This window comes from Streptomyces sp. NPDC037271 (genome assembly GCF_055603605.1).
The window spans coordinates 274,632-290,315 of record NZ_JBVJVN010000003.1 but is presented as its reverse complement, the minus strand read 5'-3'; the positions used below and the strand labels follow the sequence as shown (position 1 = coordinate 290,315).

The 15,684-nt window shown below is 72.7% G+C and carries 15 protein-coding genes; 5 read left to right on the top strand and 10 right to left on the bottom strand.

The annotated features are described in order from the left end of the window. Positions 1-221 precede the first annotated feature (221 nt). The 3 genes from ACZ7G3_RS09090 to proP form a co-directional block, all read right to left on the bottom strand. Positions 222-1,256: an NAD-dependent epimerase/dehydratase family protein gene (locus tag ACZ7G3_RS09090; RefSeq protein ID WP_470924354.1), complete on the bottom strand. Its 1,035-nt coding sequence runs from the start codon at positions 1,254-1,256 to the stop codon at positions 222-224. A 261-nt stretch (positions 1,257-1,517) separates the two neighbouring features. Further along, a complete protein-coding gene (locus tag ACZ7G3_RS09085; RefSeq protein ID WP_470924353.1) occupies positions 1,518-2,240 on the bottom strand; it encodes a lysophospholipid acyltransferase family protein in 723 nt (240 codons plus the stop codon). Between the two features lie 140 nt (positions 2,241-2,380). Continuing rightward, positions 2,381-3,895 carry a glycine betaine/L-proline transporter ProP gene (gene proP, locus ACZ7G3_RS09080; protein WP_426598473.1) on the bottom strand — a complete coding sequence of 505 codons (1,515 nt, stop codon included), beginning with the start codon at positions 3,893-3,895 and terminating at the stop codon, positions 2,381-2,383. Positions 3,896-4,024: 129 nt separating this feature from the next. On the opposite strand from proP, the gene ACZ7G3_RS09075 reads away from it, so the two are divergent. Next, positions 4,025-4,480, top strand: coding sequence for an RpiB/LacA/LacB family sugar-phosphate isomerase (locus ACZ7G3_RS09075; RefSeq protein ID WP_470924352.1), 456 nt, complete (start codon positions 4,025-4,027; stop codon positions 4,478-4,480). 18 nt (positions 4,481-4,498) lie between these two features. On the opposite strand, the gene rocD is transcribed toward ACZ7G3_RS09075, so the two are convergent. From rocD to ACZ7G3_RS09060, 3 genes are all read right to left on the bottom strand, one after another. Beyond that, positions 4,499-5,719: an ornithine--oxo-acid transaminase gene (gene rocD, locus ACZ7G3_RS09070; RefSeq protein WP_470924351.1), complete on the bottom strand. Its 1,221-nt coding sequence runs from the start codon at positions 5,717-5,719 to the stop codon at positions 4,499-4,501. Next, the gene (gene ddaH, locus ACZ7G3_RS09065) at positions 5,716-6,600 is read right to left on the bottom strand and encodes a dimethylargininase (protein WP_470924350.1); all 885 of its coding nucleotides are present in this window, start codon (positions 6,598-6,600) and stop codon (positions 5,716-5,718) included. Before ddaH ends, rocD begins: the two co-directional genes overlap by 4 nt. Positions 6,601-6,726: 126 nt before the next feature. Further along, positions 6,727-7,254 (bottom strand): Lrp/AsnC family transcriptional regulator, encoded by a 528-nt coding sequence (locus tag ACZ7G3_RS09060; RefSeq protein WP_470924348.1) that lies wholly within the window; start codon positions 7,252-7,254, stop codon positions 6,727-6,729. Between the two features lie 77 nt (positions 7,255-7,331). On the opposite strand from ACZ7G3_RS09060, the gene ACZ7G3_RS09055 reads away from it, so the two are divergent. The 4 genes from ACZ7G3_RS09055 to ACZ7G3_RS09040 are packed head-to-tail and all read left to right on the top strand — an operon-like array spanning position 7,332 to position 11,461. Then, positions 7,332-8,090 carry a LytR/AlgR family response regulator transcription factor gene (locus ACZ7G3_RS09055; RefSeq protein WP_426524667.1) on the top strand — a complete coding sequence of 253 codons (759 nt, stop codon included), beginning with the start codon at positions 7,332-7,334 and terminating at the stop codon, positions 8,088-8,090. Positions 8,091-8,092: 2 nt separating this feature from the next. Continuing rightward, positions 8,093-8,452 (top strand): hypothetical protein, encoded by a 360-nt coding sequence (locus ACZ7G3_RS09050; protein WP_470924346.1) that lies wholly within the window; start codon positions 8,093-8,095, stop codon positions 8,450-8,452. Between the two features lie 31 nt (positions 8,453-8,483). Next, the gene (locus ACZ7G3_RS09045) at positions 8,484-10,244 is read left to right on the top strand and encodes a sodium/solute symporter (protein WP_470924344.1); all 1,761 of its coding nucleotides are present in this window, start codon (positions 8,484-8,486) and stop codon (positions 10,242-10,244) included. Between the two features lie 8 nt (positions 10,245-10,252). After that, positions 10,253-11,461, top strand: coding sequence for a sensor histidine kinase (locus ACZ7G3_RS09040; protein WP_426598650.1), 1,209 nt, complete (start codon positions 10,253-10,255; stop codon positions 11,459-11,461). A gap of 27 nt (positions 11,462-11,488) precedes the next feature. Here ACZ7G3_RS09040 and ACZ7G3_RS09035 read toward each other — a convergent pair whose 3' ends face one another. From ACZ7G3_RS09035 to ACZ7G3_RS09020, 4 genes are all read right to left on the bottom strand, one after another. Next, positions 11,489-11,659: a hypothetical protein gene (locus tag ACZ7G3_RS09035; protein ID WP_426524671.1), complete on the bottom strand. Its 171-nt coding sequence runs from the start codon at positions 11,657-11,659 to the stop codon at positions 11,489-11,491. Between the two features lie 13 nt (positions 11,660-11,672). Next, positions 11,673-13,286: a septum formation family protein gene (locus ACZ7G3_RS09030; RefSeq protein WP_470924342.1), complete on the bottom strand. Its 1,614-nt coding sequence runs from the start codon at positions 13,284-13,286 to the stop codon at positions 11,673-11,675. A 112-nt stretch (positions 13,287-13,398) separates the two neighbouring features. Further along, on the bottom strand, positions 13,399-14,349 hold the full coding sequence (locus tag ACZ7G3_RS09025; protein ID WP_470924340.1) for a cytochrome c oxidase assembly protein: 951 nt from the start codon (positions 14,347-14,349) through the stop codon (positions 13,399-13,401). A gap of 105 nt (positions 14,350-14,454) precedes the next feature. After that, the gene (locus ACZ7G3_RS09020; RefSeq protein WP_426598834.1) at positions 14,455-15,480 is read right to left on the bottom strand and encodes a 6-phosphofructokinase; all 1,026 of its coding nucleotides are present in this window, start codon (positions 15,478-15,480) and stop codon (positions 14,455-14,457) included. Positions 15,481-15,684 lie beyond the last annotated feature (204 nt).

Sequence of the window (15,684 nt, the reverse complement as noted above, 5' to 3'; positions counted from 1 at the left end):
CGCCGCGCCGGTGACGGCCGTGGCGCGCGACGCGTCGCGGCTGCGGAGGCTGCTGGACGAGGCATCGGCCTCGCGGGGCTGAGGAGCCGTCGGCCGAACGCGTTCCTCCACTCGTCGGACCGGCGAGGAAGCGCCGTGACGACAGCGGGCACGAGGAGGGGCGGCCCACCCCGGCCGCCCCTGTATCGTGCCCTGCCCTGCCCTGCCCTGCCCTGCCCTGCTCAGCCCTGCCGCGCCGCCGGCCAGGCGTCCTCCGCCGCGTAGTCGAAGAGGTCGCCGTACGCCCGGAACATCTTCGGGTACGCCTCCCGCCAGTCCCGTCCGGCCAGCCGCTCCTCGATGAAGGCGACCGTGTCCGGCAGGGTCTCGGCGTACCGGACCACCGGCCGGTAGCCCAACTCCCGCTCGGCCGCGGACATGTCGCACACGACCGGCGAGGGAACGGACCACGGCGTGTCTCCCACACCGTCCGCGGGCGGCGGCCCGTCCACCAGTACGTCCTCCGTCTCTACGCCCATCACCGAGTCGATCGCCGCCGCGATCTCCGCCACCGTCGGCGCATCCGGGTCGACGGCGTTCAGGACGCGCGTACCCGGCCGCGGGGCGGCCAGCCGGACCAGCTCCGCGATGGTGTGCACGCTCGCCGGGTGGAAGCGGCTCGCACCGCCGTAGGCGAGGACGCGCCGGCGCCTGCCGTCGAGGTTGCGCTTGACGAAGTACAGCTCGCGCGGCGTCCTGCAGTACGGCCCGTGGACCGCGCCCGCGCGCAGCAGAGTGACGGGCAACCGGTCGCCGGCCGCGAGGAGCTCCCGCTCCAGCGCCACCTTGCGGGTGGGGTACGAGGTGTCGCCCGGCCGGACGGTGCGCTGCTCCTCGGTGAGCGGCACCGGGTACTCGGGGAAGCCGCCGGGTTCGGCCTGGGTGTCGAAGTTGCGGCCCTTGTCGTCCTCGTAGACCGACACACTGGAGATCACCACGGCCGAGCCGACCCGCCCGGCGAGCGAGACCAGTTGCCGCGCGTGCCCGACTCCAAAGGCCACCATGTCCACCAGGACGTCACAGCCGTCACCGACCGCCGCCGACAGGGCGGCGTCGTCCTCCCGGTCGGCCCGGACCACCCGCACGTCCCCGGGCCAGTCCCCGTCCCGCTCGCCGCCGCGCGAGACGGCCGTCACCTCCCAGCCGTCCCGGGCCAGTGCCCCCACGGCCACTCGTCCGATCTGCCCCGACGCTCCGACCACCACAGCACGTGTCATGAGGCGACCGTAGGGGCGGGCCGGCCGCCCGGCCACGTTGTTCTGCCGACGGCAGACGACGTGCTGCCGACGGTGGACGACGTGCTGCCGACGGCGGCCACGTGCTGCCGACGGTGGACGACGTGCTGCCGACGGTGGACGACGTGCTGCCGACGGCGGCCACGCGCTGCCGATGGCAGACGACGTGCTGCCGACGGCGGACGACGGTTTCAACCGGGGGCGACGGTGCACGACCGCCGCCGGACGGCGGGCAACGGGTTCCTAGCGGGGCGGCAGCCGGGGGAACCTCGGCCGCTTCGCCGCCTTCGCGGCCTCCTCGGCCTTCACCTCGGCCGCGTACCGGTCGACGTACTCCTGTCCGGACAGGGTCAGGACGGCGTACATGATCTCGTCGGTGACGGCGCGGAGCACGGCCTTCTCCCTCTCCAGGCCGGCGTAGCGGGAGAAGTCCAGGGGCTCGCCGAAGCGGATCACCACGGGGTGCAGCTTCGGGATCTTCCGCCCCGGCGGCTGCGCCTCGAAGGTGCCGATCATCGCGCAGGGCACGACCGGCACCCCGGCCCTGAGCGCCATCACCGCGACGCCGACCTTGCCCTTGTACAGCCGGCCGTCGTGCGAGCGCGTCCCCTCCGGGTAGATGCCGAGCAGCTCGTCCTTGCCCAGGACGCCGAGCCCCTCGCGGATCGCGGCCTGCCCCGCCTCCTTGCCCGAGCGGTCGACGGGGATCTGCCCGGCGCTGCGGAAGAAGAACGCGGTCAGCCGGCCCTTGAGGCCGGGGCCGGTGAAGTACTCGGCCTTGGCGAGGAAGGTGATGCGGCGCCTGAGCACCGCGGGCATCAGGAAGTGGTCCGCGAACGAGAGGTGGTTGCCCGCGACGATGGCCGCCCCCGACGCCGGTACATGGTCCAGCCCCTCGATCCGGGGGCGGAAGAGGACGCGCAACAGCGGGCCCAGCAGTACGTACTTGAGGACGTAGTAGAACACGGCGTCGCTCCTCACCCCGGCGGGACGGCTCGTTCGCCGTTGTTCTCACTGGTCAACCGGCGTCCGCCGGGGTGCCAGTGTAGGTGCGGGACGGGCCCGCCCGGAACCGGACGTACCCGGCCCGCCGGCCGTGCCGCCGCTCAGAACCTCGGCGTCGGGGCCTGCGCCTCCACCATCTCCGCCGCCTCCTCGTCGGTCTGCACCGAGGGCGGGGAGCCCTCGAGGGGCTGCTGGGCCGTCTCCTTCATACAGGCCACCGCCACGACACCGATCAGCGCCGCGGCCATCGCGTAGTAGGCCGGCATCATGTCGGAGCCGGTCACGCTGATCAGGGCGGTGATGACCAGCGGCGTGGTACCGCCGAACAGGGACGCCGACAGGTTGTAGCCGACCGACAGGGACCCGTACCGGACGTTGGTCGGGAACATCGCCGGGAGCGCCGCCGACATCGTGCCGAGCAGACAGACCAGGGAGAGACCGAGCATCAGCATGCCGGCCGAGACGGCGAGCAGGCTGCCCTCCTGCACCAGCACGAAGGCCGGGGCGGACAGCACGAAGAAGCTGACCATGCCGGTCATGAGCAGGGGCTTGCGGCCGAAGCGGTCGGACAGGCGGCCGACCTGGTTGATGATCAGCATCAGCACCACCATGGTGGCCACCAGGATCATCAGACCGTGGCTCTCGCTGTAGTGCATCTCGTCCGACAGGTACGTCGGCATGTACGAGAGCAGCATGTAGTCGGTGATGTTGTACGCGCCGACGAGCGCGATGCACAGCACCAGCGAGCGCCAGTGCGTACGGAAGATCTTGGCGAGGTCGCCCCGGGCGGTGGTCTCCACCGCGGTCGCCGCCTCCGCGATGTGGACGTTGGCGTCCTCCAGTTTCAGGAACGCGGGCGTGTCGTCCAGCTTCAGCCGCAGATAGATACCGACGATGCCGAGCGGCGCCGCGATCAGGAAGGGGATGCGCCAGCCCCAGGCGTCCATGGTGTCGCTGCCGAGCCAGGCCGTGAGCGCGGTGACCAGACTCGCGGCGCCGGTGTACCCGGCCAGCGTTCCCAGCTCCAGGAAGCTGCCGAAGAAACCGCGCCGCTTGTCGGGCGCGTACTCGGCGATGAACGTGGAGGCACCGCCGTACTCGCCGCCGGTCGAGAAGCCCTGGAGCAGGCGGAACACGATCAGCAGGACGGGGGCCCAGAAGCCGATGGAAGCGTAGCTGGGGATGAGCCCGATGGCGGCGGTGCCGATCGCCATGAGGATCATCGTCAGCGCCAGCACCTTCTTGCGGCCGACCTTGTCACCCATCGGGCCGAAGACCATGCCGCCGAGCGGGCGCACCAGGAACGCCACGGCGAACGTGGCGAACGAGGACAGCAGTTGCACGGTGTCGCTCCCGGACGGGAAGAACACGCGGCCGATGGTGCCCGCCAGATAGGCGTAGATGCCGAAGTCGAACCACTCCATGGCATTGCCGAGAGAGGCCGCCTTCACGGCCCGCTTGACCGCGGCCTCGTCCGTGACAGTGATGTCCGACCGGCGGAGCCGCGGGTTCTGCCGGCGTCTGACGGCCCGGAAGAGGGCCGGGTGGCGGCGGACCGCGGCGGTGTCGGATTCCTGGCCGTTCTCGGTGGGGGACGTGGCGGCCTCCCTTTCCACGCGCAGACGCCCCTGGCGGAGCGCTGCTCGGTCGTACGGTTTCCAGGTCGTACCGTTCCCCCGATCATCGTGGGTATGGTCGTGACTTCGGTCATGCGGTTGAGCCGATGAGGTGAGTACCCTTCCCCCATGCGGATCTCCGTCTCCTCCGACATGGACGAACCCGTGGCCCGCCTCCTCGTCGAGGAGCTGCGCGGGCGTGGCCACGAGGTGGTGACGCACGGCGCGCTGCGCCCCGGGGCGGACCCGCGGTGGGCGGTGTGCTCGGAGCGCGCGGCGCGCGAGGTCGCCGACGGCACGGCCGACCAGGCGGTGGTCTGCTGCTGGACCGGTACGGGAGCGTCGATCGCCGCGAACAAGGTGCCGGGCGTGCGGGCGGCCCTGTGCACCGACGCGTACACGGCGGACGGGGCCCGCCGCTGGAACGACGCCAACGTGCTCGCACTCGGCCTGCGGCTGACCTCGGCGCCGCTGCTGCGGGAGATCCTCGACGCCTGGTTCGCGGGCGGGCCCGGCGCGGACGCCGAGGACCGGGACAACATGGCGCACGTGGAGCGGCTCGACCGGGGCCGAGCCGCTCCGTGACAGCACCTCGAGCCGAGGTCAGGACGTCAGGACCTTCTCCAGCGTCCCGAGCGCCCCTTCCAGCTCCTCCCCGGTGACGGTCAGCGGCGGCGCCAGGCGGATCGTCGAGCCGTGCGTGTCCTTGACGAGGACGCCCTCGCGCATCAGGCGTTCGCTGACCTCGCGGCCGGTGCCGAGCGCCGGGTCGACGTCGACGCCCGCCCACAGCCCGCGCGCACGGAAACCGACGACACCCCTGCCGACCAGGGCGGTCAGGCCCTCGCGCAGCACCACGCCCAGCTCGGCCGCCCGGCGCTGGAAGTCGCCCGTCTCCAGCAGCTCCACCACCGCCGTGCCGACCGCCGCCGCCAGCGGATTGCCGCCGAACGTCGAACCGTGCTCGCCGGGGCGCAGCACACCGAGCACCTCCCGGCTGCCGACCACCGCCGAGACCGGGACGATGCCGCCGCCCAGCGCCTTGCCGAGCAGCACCACGTCCGGCACGACCGACTCGTGCTCGACGGCCAGGGTGCGCCCCGTGCGCCCGAGACCCGACTGGATCTCGTCCGCGATGAACAGGCACCCGGCCCGGCGGGTCAGCTCCCGTACGCCCGCCAGATAGCCGTCGTCCGGGATGTTGACCCCCGCCTCGCCCTGGATCGGCTCGATCAGCACGGCCGCCGTCGTCTCGTCGACCGCCGCCTCCATGGCCGCCAGGTCGTTGTAGGGGACGACCCGGAAGCCGGGGGTGAAGGGACCGAAGCCCGAGCGGGCCGTCTCGTCCGTGGAGAAGCTCACGATCGTCGTCGTACGGCCGTGGAAGTTGTCCGCCGCGACCACGATCGTCGCCCGGTCGGCCGGGACGCCCTTCACCTCGTAGGCCCACTTGCGGGCCACCTTGACGCCGCTCTCCACCGCCTCGGCGCCGGTGTTCATCGGCAGCACCATGTCCGTGCCGGTCAGCGCGGCCAGCCGCTCGGCGAAGTCCGCGAGCCGGTCGTTGTGGAAGGCGCGGGAGGTGAGCGTGAGCCGGTCCAGCTGGCGGTGGGCGGCCTCGGTCAGCGCCGGGTGGCGGTGGCCGAAGTTGAGCGCCGAGTACCCGGCCAGCATGTCCAGGTAGCGGCGGCCCTCCACGTCCTCGACCCAGGCGCCCTCGGCGCGGGCCACGACGACGGGCAGCGGGTGGTAGTTGTGCGCGAGGACGGGCTCCTCCGCGCGGATGAGCTCCTCGGACCCTCGGGTGCGGGCGGGTGCGGTCATGAGCGGATCTCCCGGATCTCCTGGGTGCAGCACTTGATGCCGCCACCGGCCTTGTGGAACTCGGACAGGTCGACGGGGACGGGGACGTAACCGAGGCCGGCGAGCTGACCGGCGAGTCCCCTGGCCCCGGGCGAGAGGAACACGTGCCGTCCGTCGGAGACGGAGTTCAGCCCGAACGCCATGGCGTCCTCGCGGGTGGCGATCACCGCGTCCGGGTAGAGCCGTTCGAGCACTTCGCGGCTGCCGGGCGAGAAGGCCCCGGGGTAGTAGGCGATGTTCCCGCCGGTTCCGCCGGTTCCGCCGGTTCCGCCGGTTCCGCCGGTTCCGCCGGTTCCGCCGGTCCCGTCGTCGAGCACGAACAGCGCCGTGTCCAGATGGTAGAAGTACGGGTCCACGAGCGTCAGCGAGATCACCGGCACGCCGAAGAACTCCTGCGCCTCGCGGTGCGCCTCGCGGGAGGTACGGAATCCCGTGCCGGCCAGGATCCAGCGGCCGGCCGGGACCAGGTCGCCCTCGCCCTCGCAGACCGCCTCGGGGTGGTGGACCTCGAAGCCCTCCGTCTTGAACCACGCCTCGTAGGGCACGGACTCGGGACGTCGCTCGGGTGCGTGGAAGCGGGAGCCGAGGACGCGGCCCTCGACGACGACCGCGCAGTTCGCCGCGAAGACCATGTCGGGCAGGCCCGGGACCGGCCCGACGGTGTCGACGGTGTGGCCGTGGGCCCGGTAGGCGTCGACCAGCGCCTGCCACTGGTCCAGGGCGCGGAGGACATCGACGGGCCGGCCGGTGCTCATCCACGGGTTGATCGCGTACTGCACGGCGAAGTGTCTGGGTTCGCAGACCAGGAAGCGCCGCCGGCGCGGCACACGGGATTCGGGCACAGAGGGGTTCCTCCGCTTCCTGACGGGGTGTGACTGGGTGATGACACCACGGTAGGAAGGGGAGGAGACGGACGACAAGCGACAATGGCTGCGTGTTGGCGCAGGAACGCTGCGTCCTGCGCCAGGTCAGCGCACGTCTGCTGCGTCTCCGGTCGCTCCCCGGGGCGAGCCGTCGGGCGCCGGGTGGCTCGCGCCCGCCTCCGGACTGTCCGCGATCAGATGGGACAGCACCATCACGCTGATCGTCTTGCGGATGAAGGGCTCGGCGCGGATCCGTTCCAGCACCTCCTCGAAGTGCTCCACGTCCCGTGCCCGCACGTGCAGCAGCGCGTCCGCGCCACCGGTCACCGTCATCGCCGCCGTGATCTCCGGATAGCCCCGCGCGACCTCCGCCAGCCGTCTGGGCGGCGCCGCTCCCTCGCAGTAGACCTCCACGTACGCCTCGGTGCGCCAGCCCAGCGCGGAGGGCCGCACCGTCGCCGTGAACCCGGTGATCACGCCGGTCTCGCGCAGCCGGTCCACCCGGCGCTTGACCGCCGTCGAGGACAGCCCGACCTCCGCGCCGATCTCGGCGAAGGACGTCCTGGCGTTCGCCATCAGGGCGGTGACGATCTTCCGGTCCAGTTCGTCGAACGGTGTGGGCCTGCTGCTCATGAGGGCACTGTATCCAGCGGATACGTCCACCTCGGGGGCGTGTGCAGGCGTACGGATTGCTCCTACACTCCACCTTCATGCTGCGCGCCCTTGCTGTCGACGACGAACGCCCCACGCTCGAGGAACTCGTGTACCTGCTGAACGCCGATCCCCGCATCGGGACGGCGGAGGGGGCGGAGGGCGCGACCGAGGCGCTGCGCCGTATCAACCGCGCCCTGGAGTCGGGCCCCGACGGGCCGGACGCCATCGACGTCGTCTTCCTCGACATCCAGATGCCCGGCCTGGACGGACTCGACCTCGCCCGGCTGCTGAGCGGGTTCGCCCGGCCGCCGCTGGTCGTCTTCGTCACCGCGCACGAGGACTTCGCGGTGCAGGCCTTCGACCTCAAGGCCGTCGACTACGTCCTCAAACCCGTCCGCCGGGAGCGGCTCGCCGAGGCGGTCCGCCGCGCCGTCGAGCGGCGGGGCACCGCGGCCCCCGCCCCGCGCGTGCCCGTGCACGAACCCGACCCCGACCACATCGCCGTGGAACTCGGCGGCGTCACCCGCTTCGTTCCCGTCGACGACATCACCCACGTCGAGGCCCAGGGCGACTACGCCCGCCTGCACACCGACAAGGGCAGCCACCTCGTCCGCATCCCCCTGTCCACCCTGGAGGAGCGCTGGCGCGCCCGCGGCTTCGTCCGCATCCACCGCCGCCACCTCGTCGCCCTGCGCCACATCGGCGAGCTCCGCCTGGACACCGGCACCGTCAGCGTCCTGGTCGGTACCGAGGAGCTCCAGGTCAGCCGGCGCCACGCCCGCGAACTGCGGGACCTGCTCATGCGGAGGCCGTGACCATGCCCCAGGACCCCACCGAACGCCGCGTCACCGTCACCGGCCCGCCCAGGCGCACCCGACGGGCCTCCGGCTACTACCGCCCGCGCACCGAGATCGACGAGCAGACCACCCTCGGGCACACCTACGTCCGCTCCCTCATGCGCAGCCAGCTGCGCGCCGGCCTCGCCGCGTTCGCGGTCCTCGGGCTCCTCGTCGGACCGCTGCCGCTGCTGTTCGCGGCGATGCCCGACGCCCACCACCTGGAATGGACCCTCCTCGGCTTCGGCCTGTACGCCCCGTTCGTCCTCCTCGCCCGCTGGTACGTGCGTCGCGCCGAGCGCAACGAACGCGACTTCGTGCGCCTCGTCGAGGACCGGTGACCTTGCGGACGACCCTGTGTGACGAGGCACGATGAACTCCAGCTACGCCATACCCGCCGTCGCCCTGGTCGTCGTGGCCACCGTCCTCGTCGGCGCGTTCGGCCTGCGCATCTCCCGCACCACCTCCGACTTCTACGTCGCCTCCCGCACCGTCGGGCCCCGCCTCAACGCCGCCGCCATCAGCGGCGAGTACCTCTCCGCCGCGTCCTTCCTCGGCATCGCCGGCCTGGTCCTCGTCCAGGGCCCGGACATGCTCTGGTACCCGGTCGGCTACACCGCCGGCTACCTGGTCCTGCTCCTCTTCGTCGCCGCCCCGCTGCGGCGCTCCGGCGCGTACACGCTGCCCGACTTCGCCGAGGCCCGGCTCGCCTCCCAGGCCGTGCGGCGGCTCGCGGGGGCCTTCGTCGTCGGCGTCGGCTGGCTGTACCTGCTGCCCCAGCTCCAGGGCGCCGGACTGACCCTGGCCGTGCTGGGCGGGGCGCCCGACTGGCTCGGCGGAGTGATCGTCGCCGTCGTCGTCACCGCCATCGTCGCCGCCGGCGGCATGCGCAGCATCACCTTCGTCCAGGCCTTCCAGTACTGGCTGAAACTCACCGCGCTGCTCGTCCCCGCCCTCTTCCTGGTGCTGGCCTGGCAGGGCGACGGCGCCCCCGGCCGCCCCTTCGAGGAGCCGGCCACCTTCCGCGAGCAGCGCTCCGTCCGGGTCGACGACAGCCTCACCCTCAAGCTCGACCGCCCCCTGACGGTCACCGTCGACGGCACCGTGGACGGCCGCGCCCACGAAGACACCCGCCTCGGCCTGTCCACCGGCACCCACCGCATCGAGGCCGGCACCCGCCTCACCTTCGCCGAGGACACCCCCGTCCCGGCCGCCGGACGCGGCGCCGACGACGCCCTGTCGCCCTCCCGCGCCGAGAGCCGCACCGAACGCCCGCTGTACGCCACGTACGGCCTGATCCTCGCCACCTTCCTGGGCACCATGGGCCTGCCGCACGTCGTGGTCCGCTTCTACACCAGCCCGCACGGCGTCGCCGCCCGCCGCACCACCGTCGCCGTCCTCGGTCTCATCGGCGCCTTCTACCTGCTGCCGCCCGTCTACGGCGCCCTCGGCCGCATGTACGCCCCCGAGCTGACCCTCACCGGCGACGCGGACGCCGCCGTCCTGCTGCTGCCCGACCGGGTGATCGGGGGAGTGGGCGGCGACCTGCTCGGGGCACTGGTCGCGGGCGGTGCCTTCGCCGCGTTCCTGTCCACCGCGTCGGGGCTGACCATGGCCGTCGCGGGCGTTCTCACCCAGGACGTGCTGCCGTCCCGCGGCGTGCCGCACTTCCGGCTCGGCACCCTCCTCGCCATGGCCGTGCCGCTGGCGGCGAGCGCGCTGGTCGGCGGGCTGCCGGTCGCCGACGCCGTCGGTCTGGCCTTCGCCGTGTCCGCCTCCTCCTTCTGCCCCCTGCTCGTCCTCGGCATCTGGTGGCGGCGGCTGACCCCGCCCGGCGCGGCGGCCGGGATGCTGGTGGGCGGCGGCTCCGCCCTGCTCGCCGTCGCCGCGACCATGGCCGGCTTCCCGGGCGGCGGCGGTGCGCTGCACGCGCTGCTGGCCTGGCCGGCGCTCTGGTCGGTGCCGCTGGCCTTCCTCACCATGGTGCTGGTCTCCCTGGCCACACCGGGCCGCGTACCGGCCGGGACGGCGGCGATCCTGGCCCGCTTCCACCTGCCGGAAGAGCTGCGCACGGACGAACGGCGCTCGGACGAACGGCGCTCGGACGAACCGCACAAGGAGGTGACCCCGTGAGCGGCTCCGTGAGCGGTTTCCTGGCGGGCCTGGTCGTCGCCGTGCTCCCGCTGCTGGCCGCGGGCTTCTGGCTGGGGCGGCGGACGGCCCGCCCGCAGAACAACCTCGGCGGTCTGGGCACCCCGGTCGAGCACGCCACCTTCCAGACCCTGCACACCGCCTCCCTGGCCACGCCCCCGCTGCGGGCGGGACTGACCGAGGAGACCGCGGGCAAGTCGGCCCGCAAGCTGCGCTCGCTGCTGGGCACGGACGCGCTGTGCCTGACCGACCTGAAGGAGGTCCTGGTCTGGGACGGCGTGGGCGCCCACCACCGCACCGAGATCATGGAGCGTCTCGCGGGACCGCTGGAGACGGGCCGCGGCGAGGCCTTCCCGCTCAGCTGCGACACCCCCGACTGCGCGGTGCGCTGGGCGGTCGTCGCCCCGCTCACCGTCGACGACCGGGTGCACGGCGCCCTCGTCGCCTGCGCGCCCCGCGAGTCCGCCGTCCTGGTCCGGGCCGCCGGCGAGGTCGCCCGCTGGGTCTCCGTCCAGCTGGAGCTGGCCGACCTCGACCAGTCCCGCACCCGGCTCATCGAGGCCGAGATCAAGGCCCTGCGCGCCCAGATCTCCCCGCACTTCATCTTCAACTCGCTGGCGGTGATCGCGTCCTTCGTGCGCACCGACCCCGAGCGCGCCCGCGAGCTGCTCCTGGAGTTCGCCGACTTCACCCGCTACTCGTTCCGCCGGCACGGCGACTTCACCACCCTCGCCGACGAGCTGCACGCCATCGACCACTACCTGGCGCTGGTGCGGGCCCGCTTCGGCGACCGCCTCGCCGTCACCCTCCAGGTCGCCCCCGAGGTGCTGCCGGTCGCCCTGCCCTTCCTCTGCCTCCAGCCGCTGGTCGAGAACGCCGTCAAGCACGGCCTGGAGGGCAAGGCGGACCGGTGTCGCATCCAGATCACCGCGCAGGACGCGGGTGCCGAGGCCCTGGTGGTCATCGAGGACGACGGCGCCGGCATGGACCCCGGCCTGCTGCGCCGCATCCTGGCACGCGAGGTCAGCCCGTCGGGCGGCATCGGGCTGTCCAACGTCGACGACCGCCTCCGCCAGGTCTACGGGGACGACCACGGCCTCGTCATCGAGACGGCCGTCGGCGCGGGCATGAAGATCACCGTCCGGCTGCCGAAGTACCAGCCGGGAGTGCACTCGGCGGGCCGGCTCGGCCGCGAGTGAAACCCGGTGGCCGCCCCGGCGCGGGGCTCAGGTGCTGTGCGTGGCGACCAGCCCCAGCGTGATCAGCCCCAGCACGACCCAGCCGAACCACAGCCAGCCGTTGCTCCCGAGCGCCACCGTGTAGGCCGTCACCGCGACCAGGCCCCCGATGGTGAGCGCCCCCATCGTCTTCGTCGAACTGTCCGTGGAACCGGGCATCGCAACACCCTCCTCATGGTCCGTTCCCCTCCATGGTGCCCCCGTTCTGCCTCCGTACGGTGCAGACGACGAGATGTGAGCCGGATTTCCACGCGCCGGCGGCCGTCCGGGAGCCGGCCTCGTACAGGGAGGGGTCGAATCCGTAGTCGCGCGGCGGCACCTGACGCGCACACGCCGTGTCCGCCGCCGCGGGCGCCTCGGCGAGCGTCACACCGGCGGCCAGCCGGGTGAAACCGAGCACCTGTGCGTCGTACCGGCCCGCGCAGGACACCAGCCGGACCTCCCGCGCCGAGCGCACGTCCAGGCAGTCCCGGCGCTGCATCGTCGCCGTGTCCGCGAACACCGAACCGGGCTCACGGTGCCGGCCGAGCGGCCCGTACACCGGCCCGTGCGCGCCCAGCACCAGGCACGCCGTGCGCCTGAGGGCGGTCTCGAAACCGCCGTCGGCCGGCACGACCGCCACACTGCGCACGTCGGCCAGCCGGGCCCGGAGCTCCCGCGTCCGCTCCTCGCACCGGGCCGGCCCCAGCTCGCGGGCCTCCTCGGCGGAGGCGGCGGGCACGAAGGCCATCACCTGGCCGTCGGGCGCCCCGCCGCGGCAGGCCGGGTCCACGGTGAGGCGCGGCGTCCCCGTGAACCGGTCGCCGCCCGGCCAGCGGGCGCGCACGCAGTCCCCGTCCCGCAGCGGCGCCGCCAGCCCCACGGCGTGGCCGTACGGAGCTCCGGTCCCGTCGGCCGCCCGGTCGGCCAGGGCGTACCAGACGCCGCCCAGGGCGAGGACCAGACCGAGCCCGCCGGACAGGGCGGCACGCAGCGCCCGCGGGCGCCGACGCCGGTGCCCGCCGGGGGCGGCGGTGGGGTGCCGGTCGGCCAAGGCGGCGGGGCCGGTCACGGCCGGGTGCGCCGCGGACCAGGGCGGCTGCGAACCCGGGTCGGTCCGCGGCCGGGCGTCCGTCTCGGTCTGCGGCGTGACGATCCACGCCAGTTCCGCCTCCGCCTCGGCCACCGTGACGCGACGCGCCCGGTCCCCGGCGAGGAGCCGCTCCAGCAGCGGCCCGAGCGCACCGGCGCGTACGGGCGGGCCGGGTACCTCCCGCTCGGAGGGCTCGTGCCCCTCGACGGCGTAGTGGAGCGTGCGGCCCAGTGCGAGCAGACCGTCCCCGTCGCCGCGCCGGGCGACGACGGGGTCCAGGAGCAGGATCCTGCCGTACGGCGCGCCAGCGCGGTCCGGAGCCAGCAGGATGTCGGCCGGCTCCACCTCCCGGTGCGGCCCGTTCCGGTCGCGCCCGGCGTCCGGCGCACCGAGCACGGTGAGCACCGCGAGTCCGATCCGGGCACAGTCGGCCGGGGCCAGCGGGCCGCGCCGGGCCACCAGCTCCCTCAGGTCGACGGCGCCCGCCACGTACTCCATGACGATCCACGGCACGCCCTCGTGCTCCACCACCTCGTGAACGGTCACGACGTGCGGATGGCCGGGCGGCCGCGGCAGGTTCCGGGTACCGGTGCGGGCGGCCTCCAGCGCGACCTCGCGGCTCAGCAGCTGGTCGTGGGCGAGCCATACCCGGTCCCGCCCGCCGTCGCCGAGCGGGCGCAGCAGCAGATAGCGGCCGGCGACGACCCGGCCCACTTCCGGCCGCTGTGACCCCGGCCCTTCTGATTCTGAGAACGTGTGACGTGCCATACCGCTCCCCCCGGGCGGTTCCCCCGACGCGCCACATGCTACTGAACGGAGCCGCCGTTCAGCCGCCGCGTGTGTTCAGTGAGGCCAGATAGGCGTTGTATGCCGCAAGTTCCTTGTCGCCGTCGCGATCGGCGGCGCGGTCGCTGCGTCGGGCCTGTCGCTTCTCGGAGGCGTACCACTGGAACAGCAGCGCGAGCAGCACCAGTACGGACGGGACCTCGCTGAAGGCCCAGGCGATGCCGCCGGCCGCGTTCTGGTCGGAGAGCGCGTCGATGCCGAGCGACGCGGGCGGGTTCTGGAACGTCTCGACCATGGGCGAGGAGGCCATCATCAGTGCGATGCCGAAGAACGCGTGGAACGGCATGCCCGCGAACAGCTCCAGTATCCGCATCAGGTAGCCCGGCCGGTGGGGGCCCGGGTCCACGCCCATGATCGGCCAGAAGAACACCAGACCGACGGCGAGGAAGTGCACCATCATCGCGATGTGCCCGACCTGGGAGCCCATGAGGAAGTCGAAGAGGGGGGTGAAGTACAGCCCGTACAGGCTCGCGATGAACAGCGGAATCGTGAACGCGGGGTGCGTGATGATCCGCATGTAGCGGCTGTGCAGCAGCATCAACAGCAGTTCACGGGCGCCCTTGCGGCCTCGCCCCGCCGGAGGCAGCGCGCGCAGGGCGAGGGTGATCGGGGCGCCGAGCAGCAGCAGGATCGGCGACACCATGCTGATCATCATGTGCTGCACCATGTGGACGCTGAACATGACCATGCCGTAGTCGTTCAGCTTGGTGCACATCATCAGCGCCACGCTCAGCACACCGACGACGAAGGACACGGTCCGGCCCACCGGCCACTTGTCGCCGCGCCGCACCAGACGGAGTACGCCCCAGCCGTAGAGCGCCAGTCCCAGGAGGCAGGCGATCAGGAAGAAGGGGTCCGCCGACCAGGCGAGACCTCGCCCCAGCGTGAACGGCGGCAGATCCATCGTCATGCCGTGCCCGCTGTGATCCATCCGCCGGCTCCTGTTTCGTGGGGGTTGAGCGCTGTCTGTCCGCACCAGAGTAGAACCGCCCCCGGTCGCGGCTGCGACCGGGGGCGGTTTGTCGTCGGGTACGCCTCAGAGAACGCACTCCGCCTCGTCGTAGCGCTCCACCGGCACCGTTTTCAGCGTCTTCACGGCCTCGGCCAGCGACACCATGGCGATGTCGGTTCCGCGCAGGGCCGTCATCATCCCGAACTCCCCGCGGTGCACGGCCTCCACCGCGTGCCAGCCGAACCGCGTCGCCAGCACCCGGTCGTACGCGGTCGGCGTGCCGCCGCGCTGGACGTGCCCGAGTATCACCGGCCGGGCCTCCTTGCCGAGGCGCTCCTCCAGCTCGATGGAGAGCTGACGGGCGATACCGGCGAAGCGCTCGTGGCCGTAGACGTCCTTGCCGCCCTCGTCGAAGTCCATGGTGCCGGGCTTCGGCTTGGCGCCCTCCGCGGCCACCACGATCGCGAACCGCTTGCCCGCCGAGAAACGCTCGCCGACCTTGGCGGTCAGCTCGTCGATGTCGAAGGGCCGCTCCGGGACGACGACGGCGTGGGCGCCGGCCGCCATGCCCGAGTGCAGCGCGATCCAGCCGGTGTGACGGCCCATGACCTCCACGATCAGCACCCGCTGGTGGGACTCGGCGGTGGTCTTCAGCCGGTCCAGGGCCTCGGTGGCGACGGTGACGGCCGTGTCGAAACCGAACGTGACGTCCGTGACGGCGATGTCGTTGTCGATGGTCTTCGGCACGCCCACGATCGGCAGGCCGTTGTCGGAGAGGAGCCGTGCCGCCTTCAGCGTGCCCTCACCGCCGATCGGGATGATCGCGTCCAGGGCGAGTTCCTCGACGTGGCCCCGGGCGCGCTCCACCCCGTCCCGCAGGTGCTCGGGACGGACCCGGGAGGAGCCGAGGATGGTGCCGCCGCGGGCCAGGATGCCACCGACCGCGTCGAGGTCGAGCTTGAGGTAGTCGCACTCCAGGAGGCCCTTCCAGCCGTCCCGGAAGCCGATGACCTCGTCGCCGTGGTCGACGACGGCGCGGTGCACGACGGACCGTATGACGGCGTTCAGGCCGGGGCAGTCACCGCCGGACGTGAGGACACCAATGCGCATAGCCCGGAATACCTTCTCAAGTGGCACGGGGGCCGGACCGCGCTGTCCGGCTCGATTCCCGCCACCCTAGCGGCATCGGGGGGCGGGACCGAACCGCGCGTCCGCCTACTGGACGTGCCCGCTCACCTGTGCGGATGAGTCATCAGACGGGCCCTTCCGTGGACACCGGGCAGGCTGCCGCGCCGCCGCCTGCGGGTGCGGGCC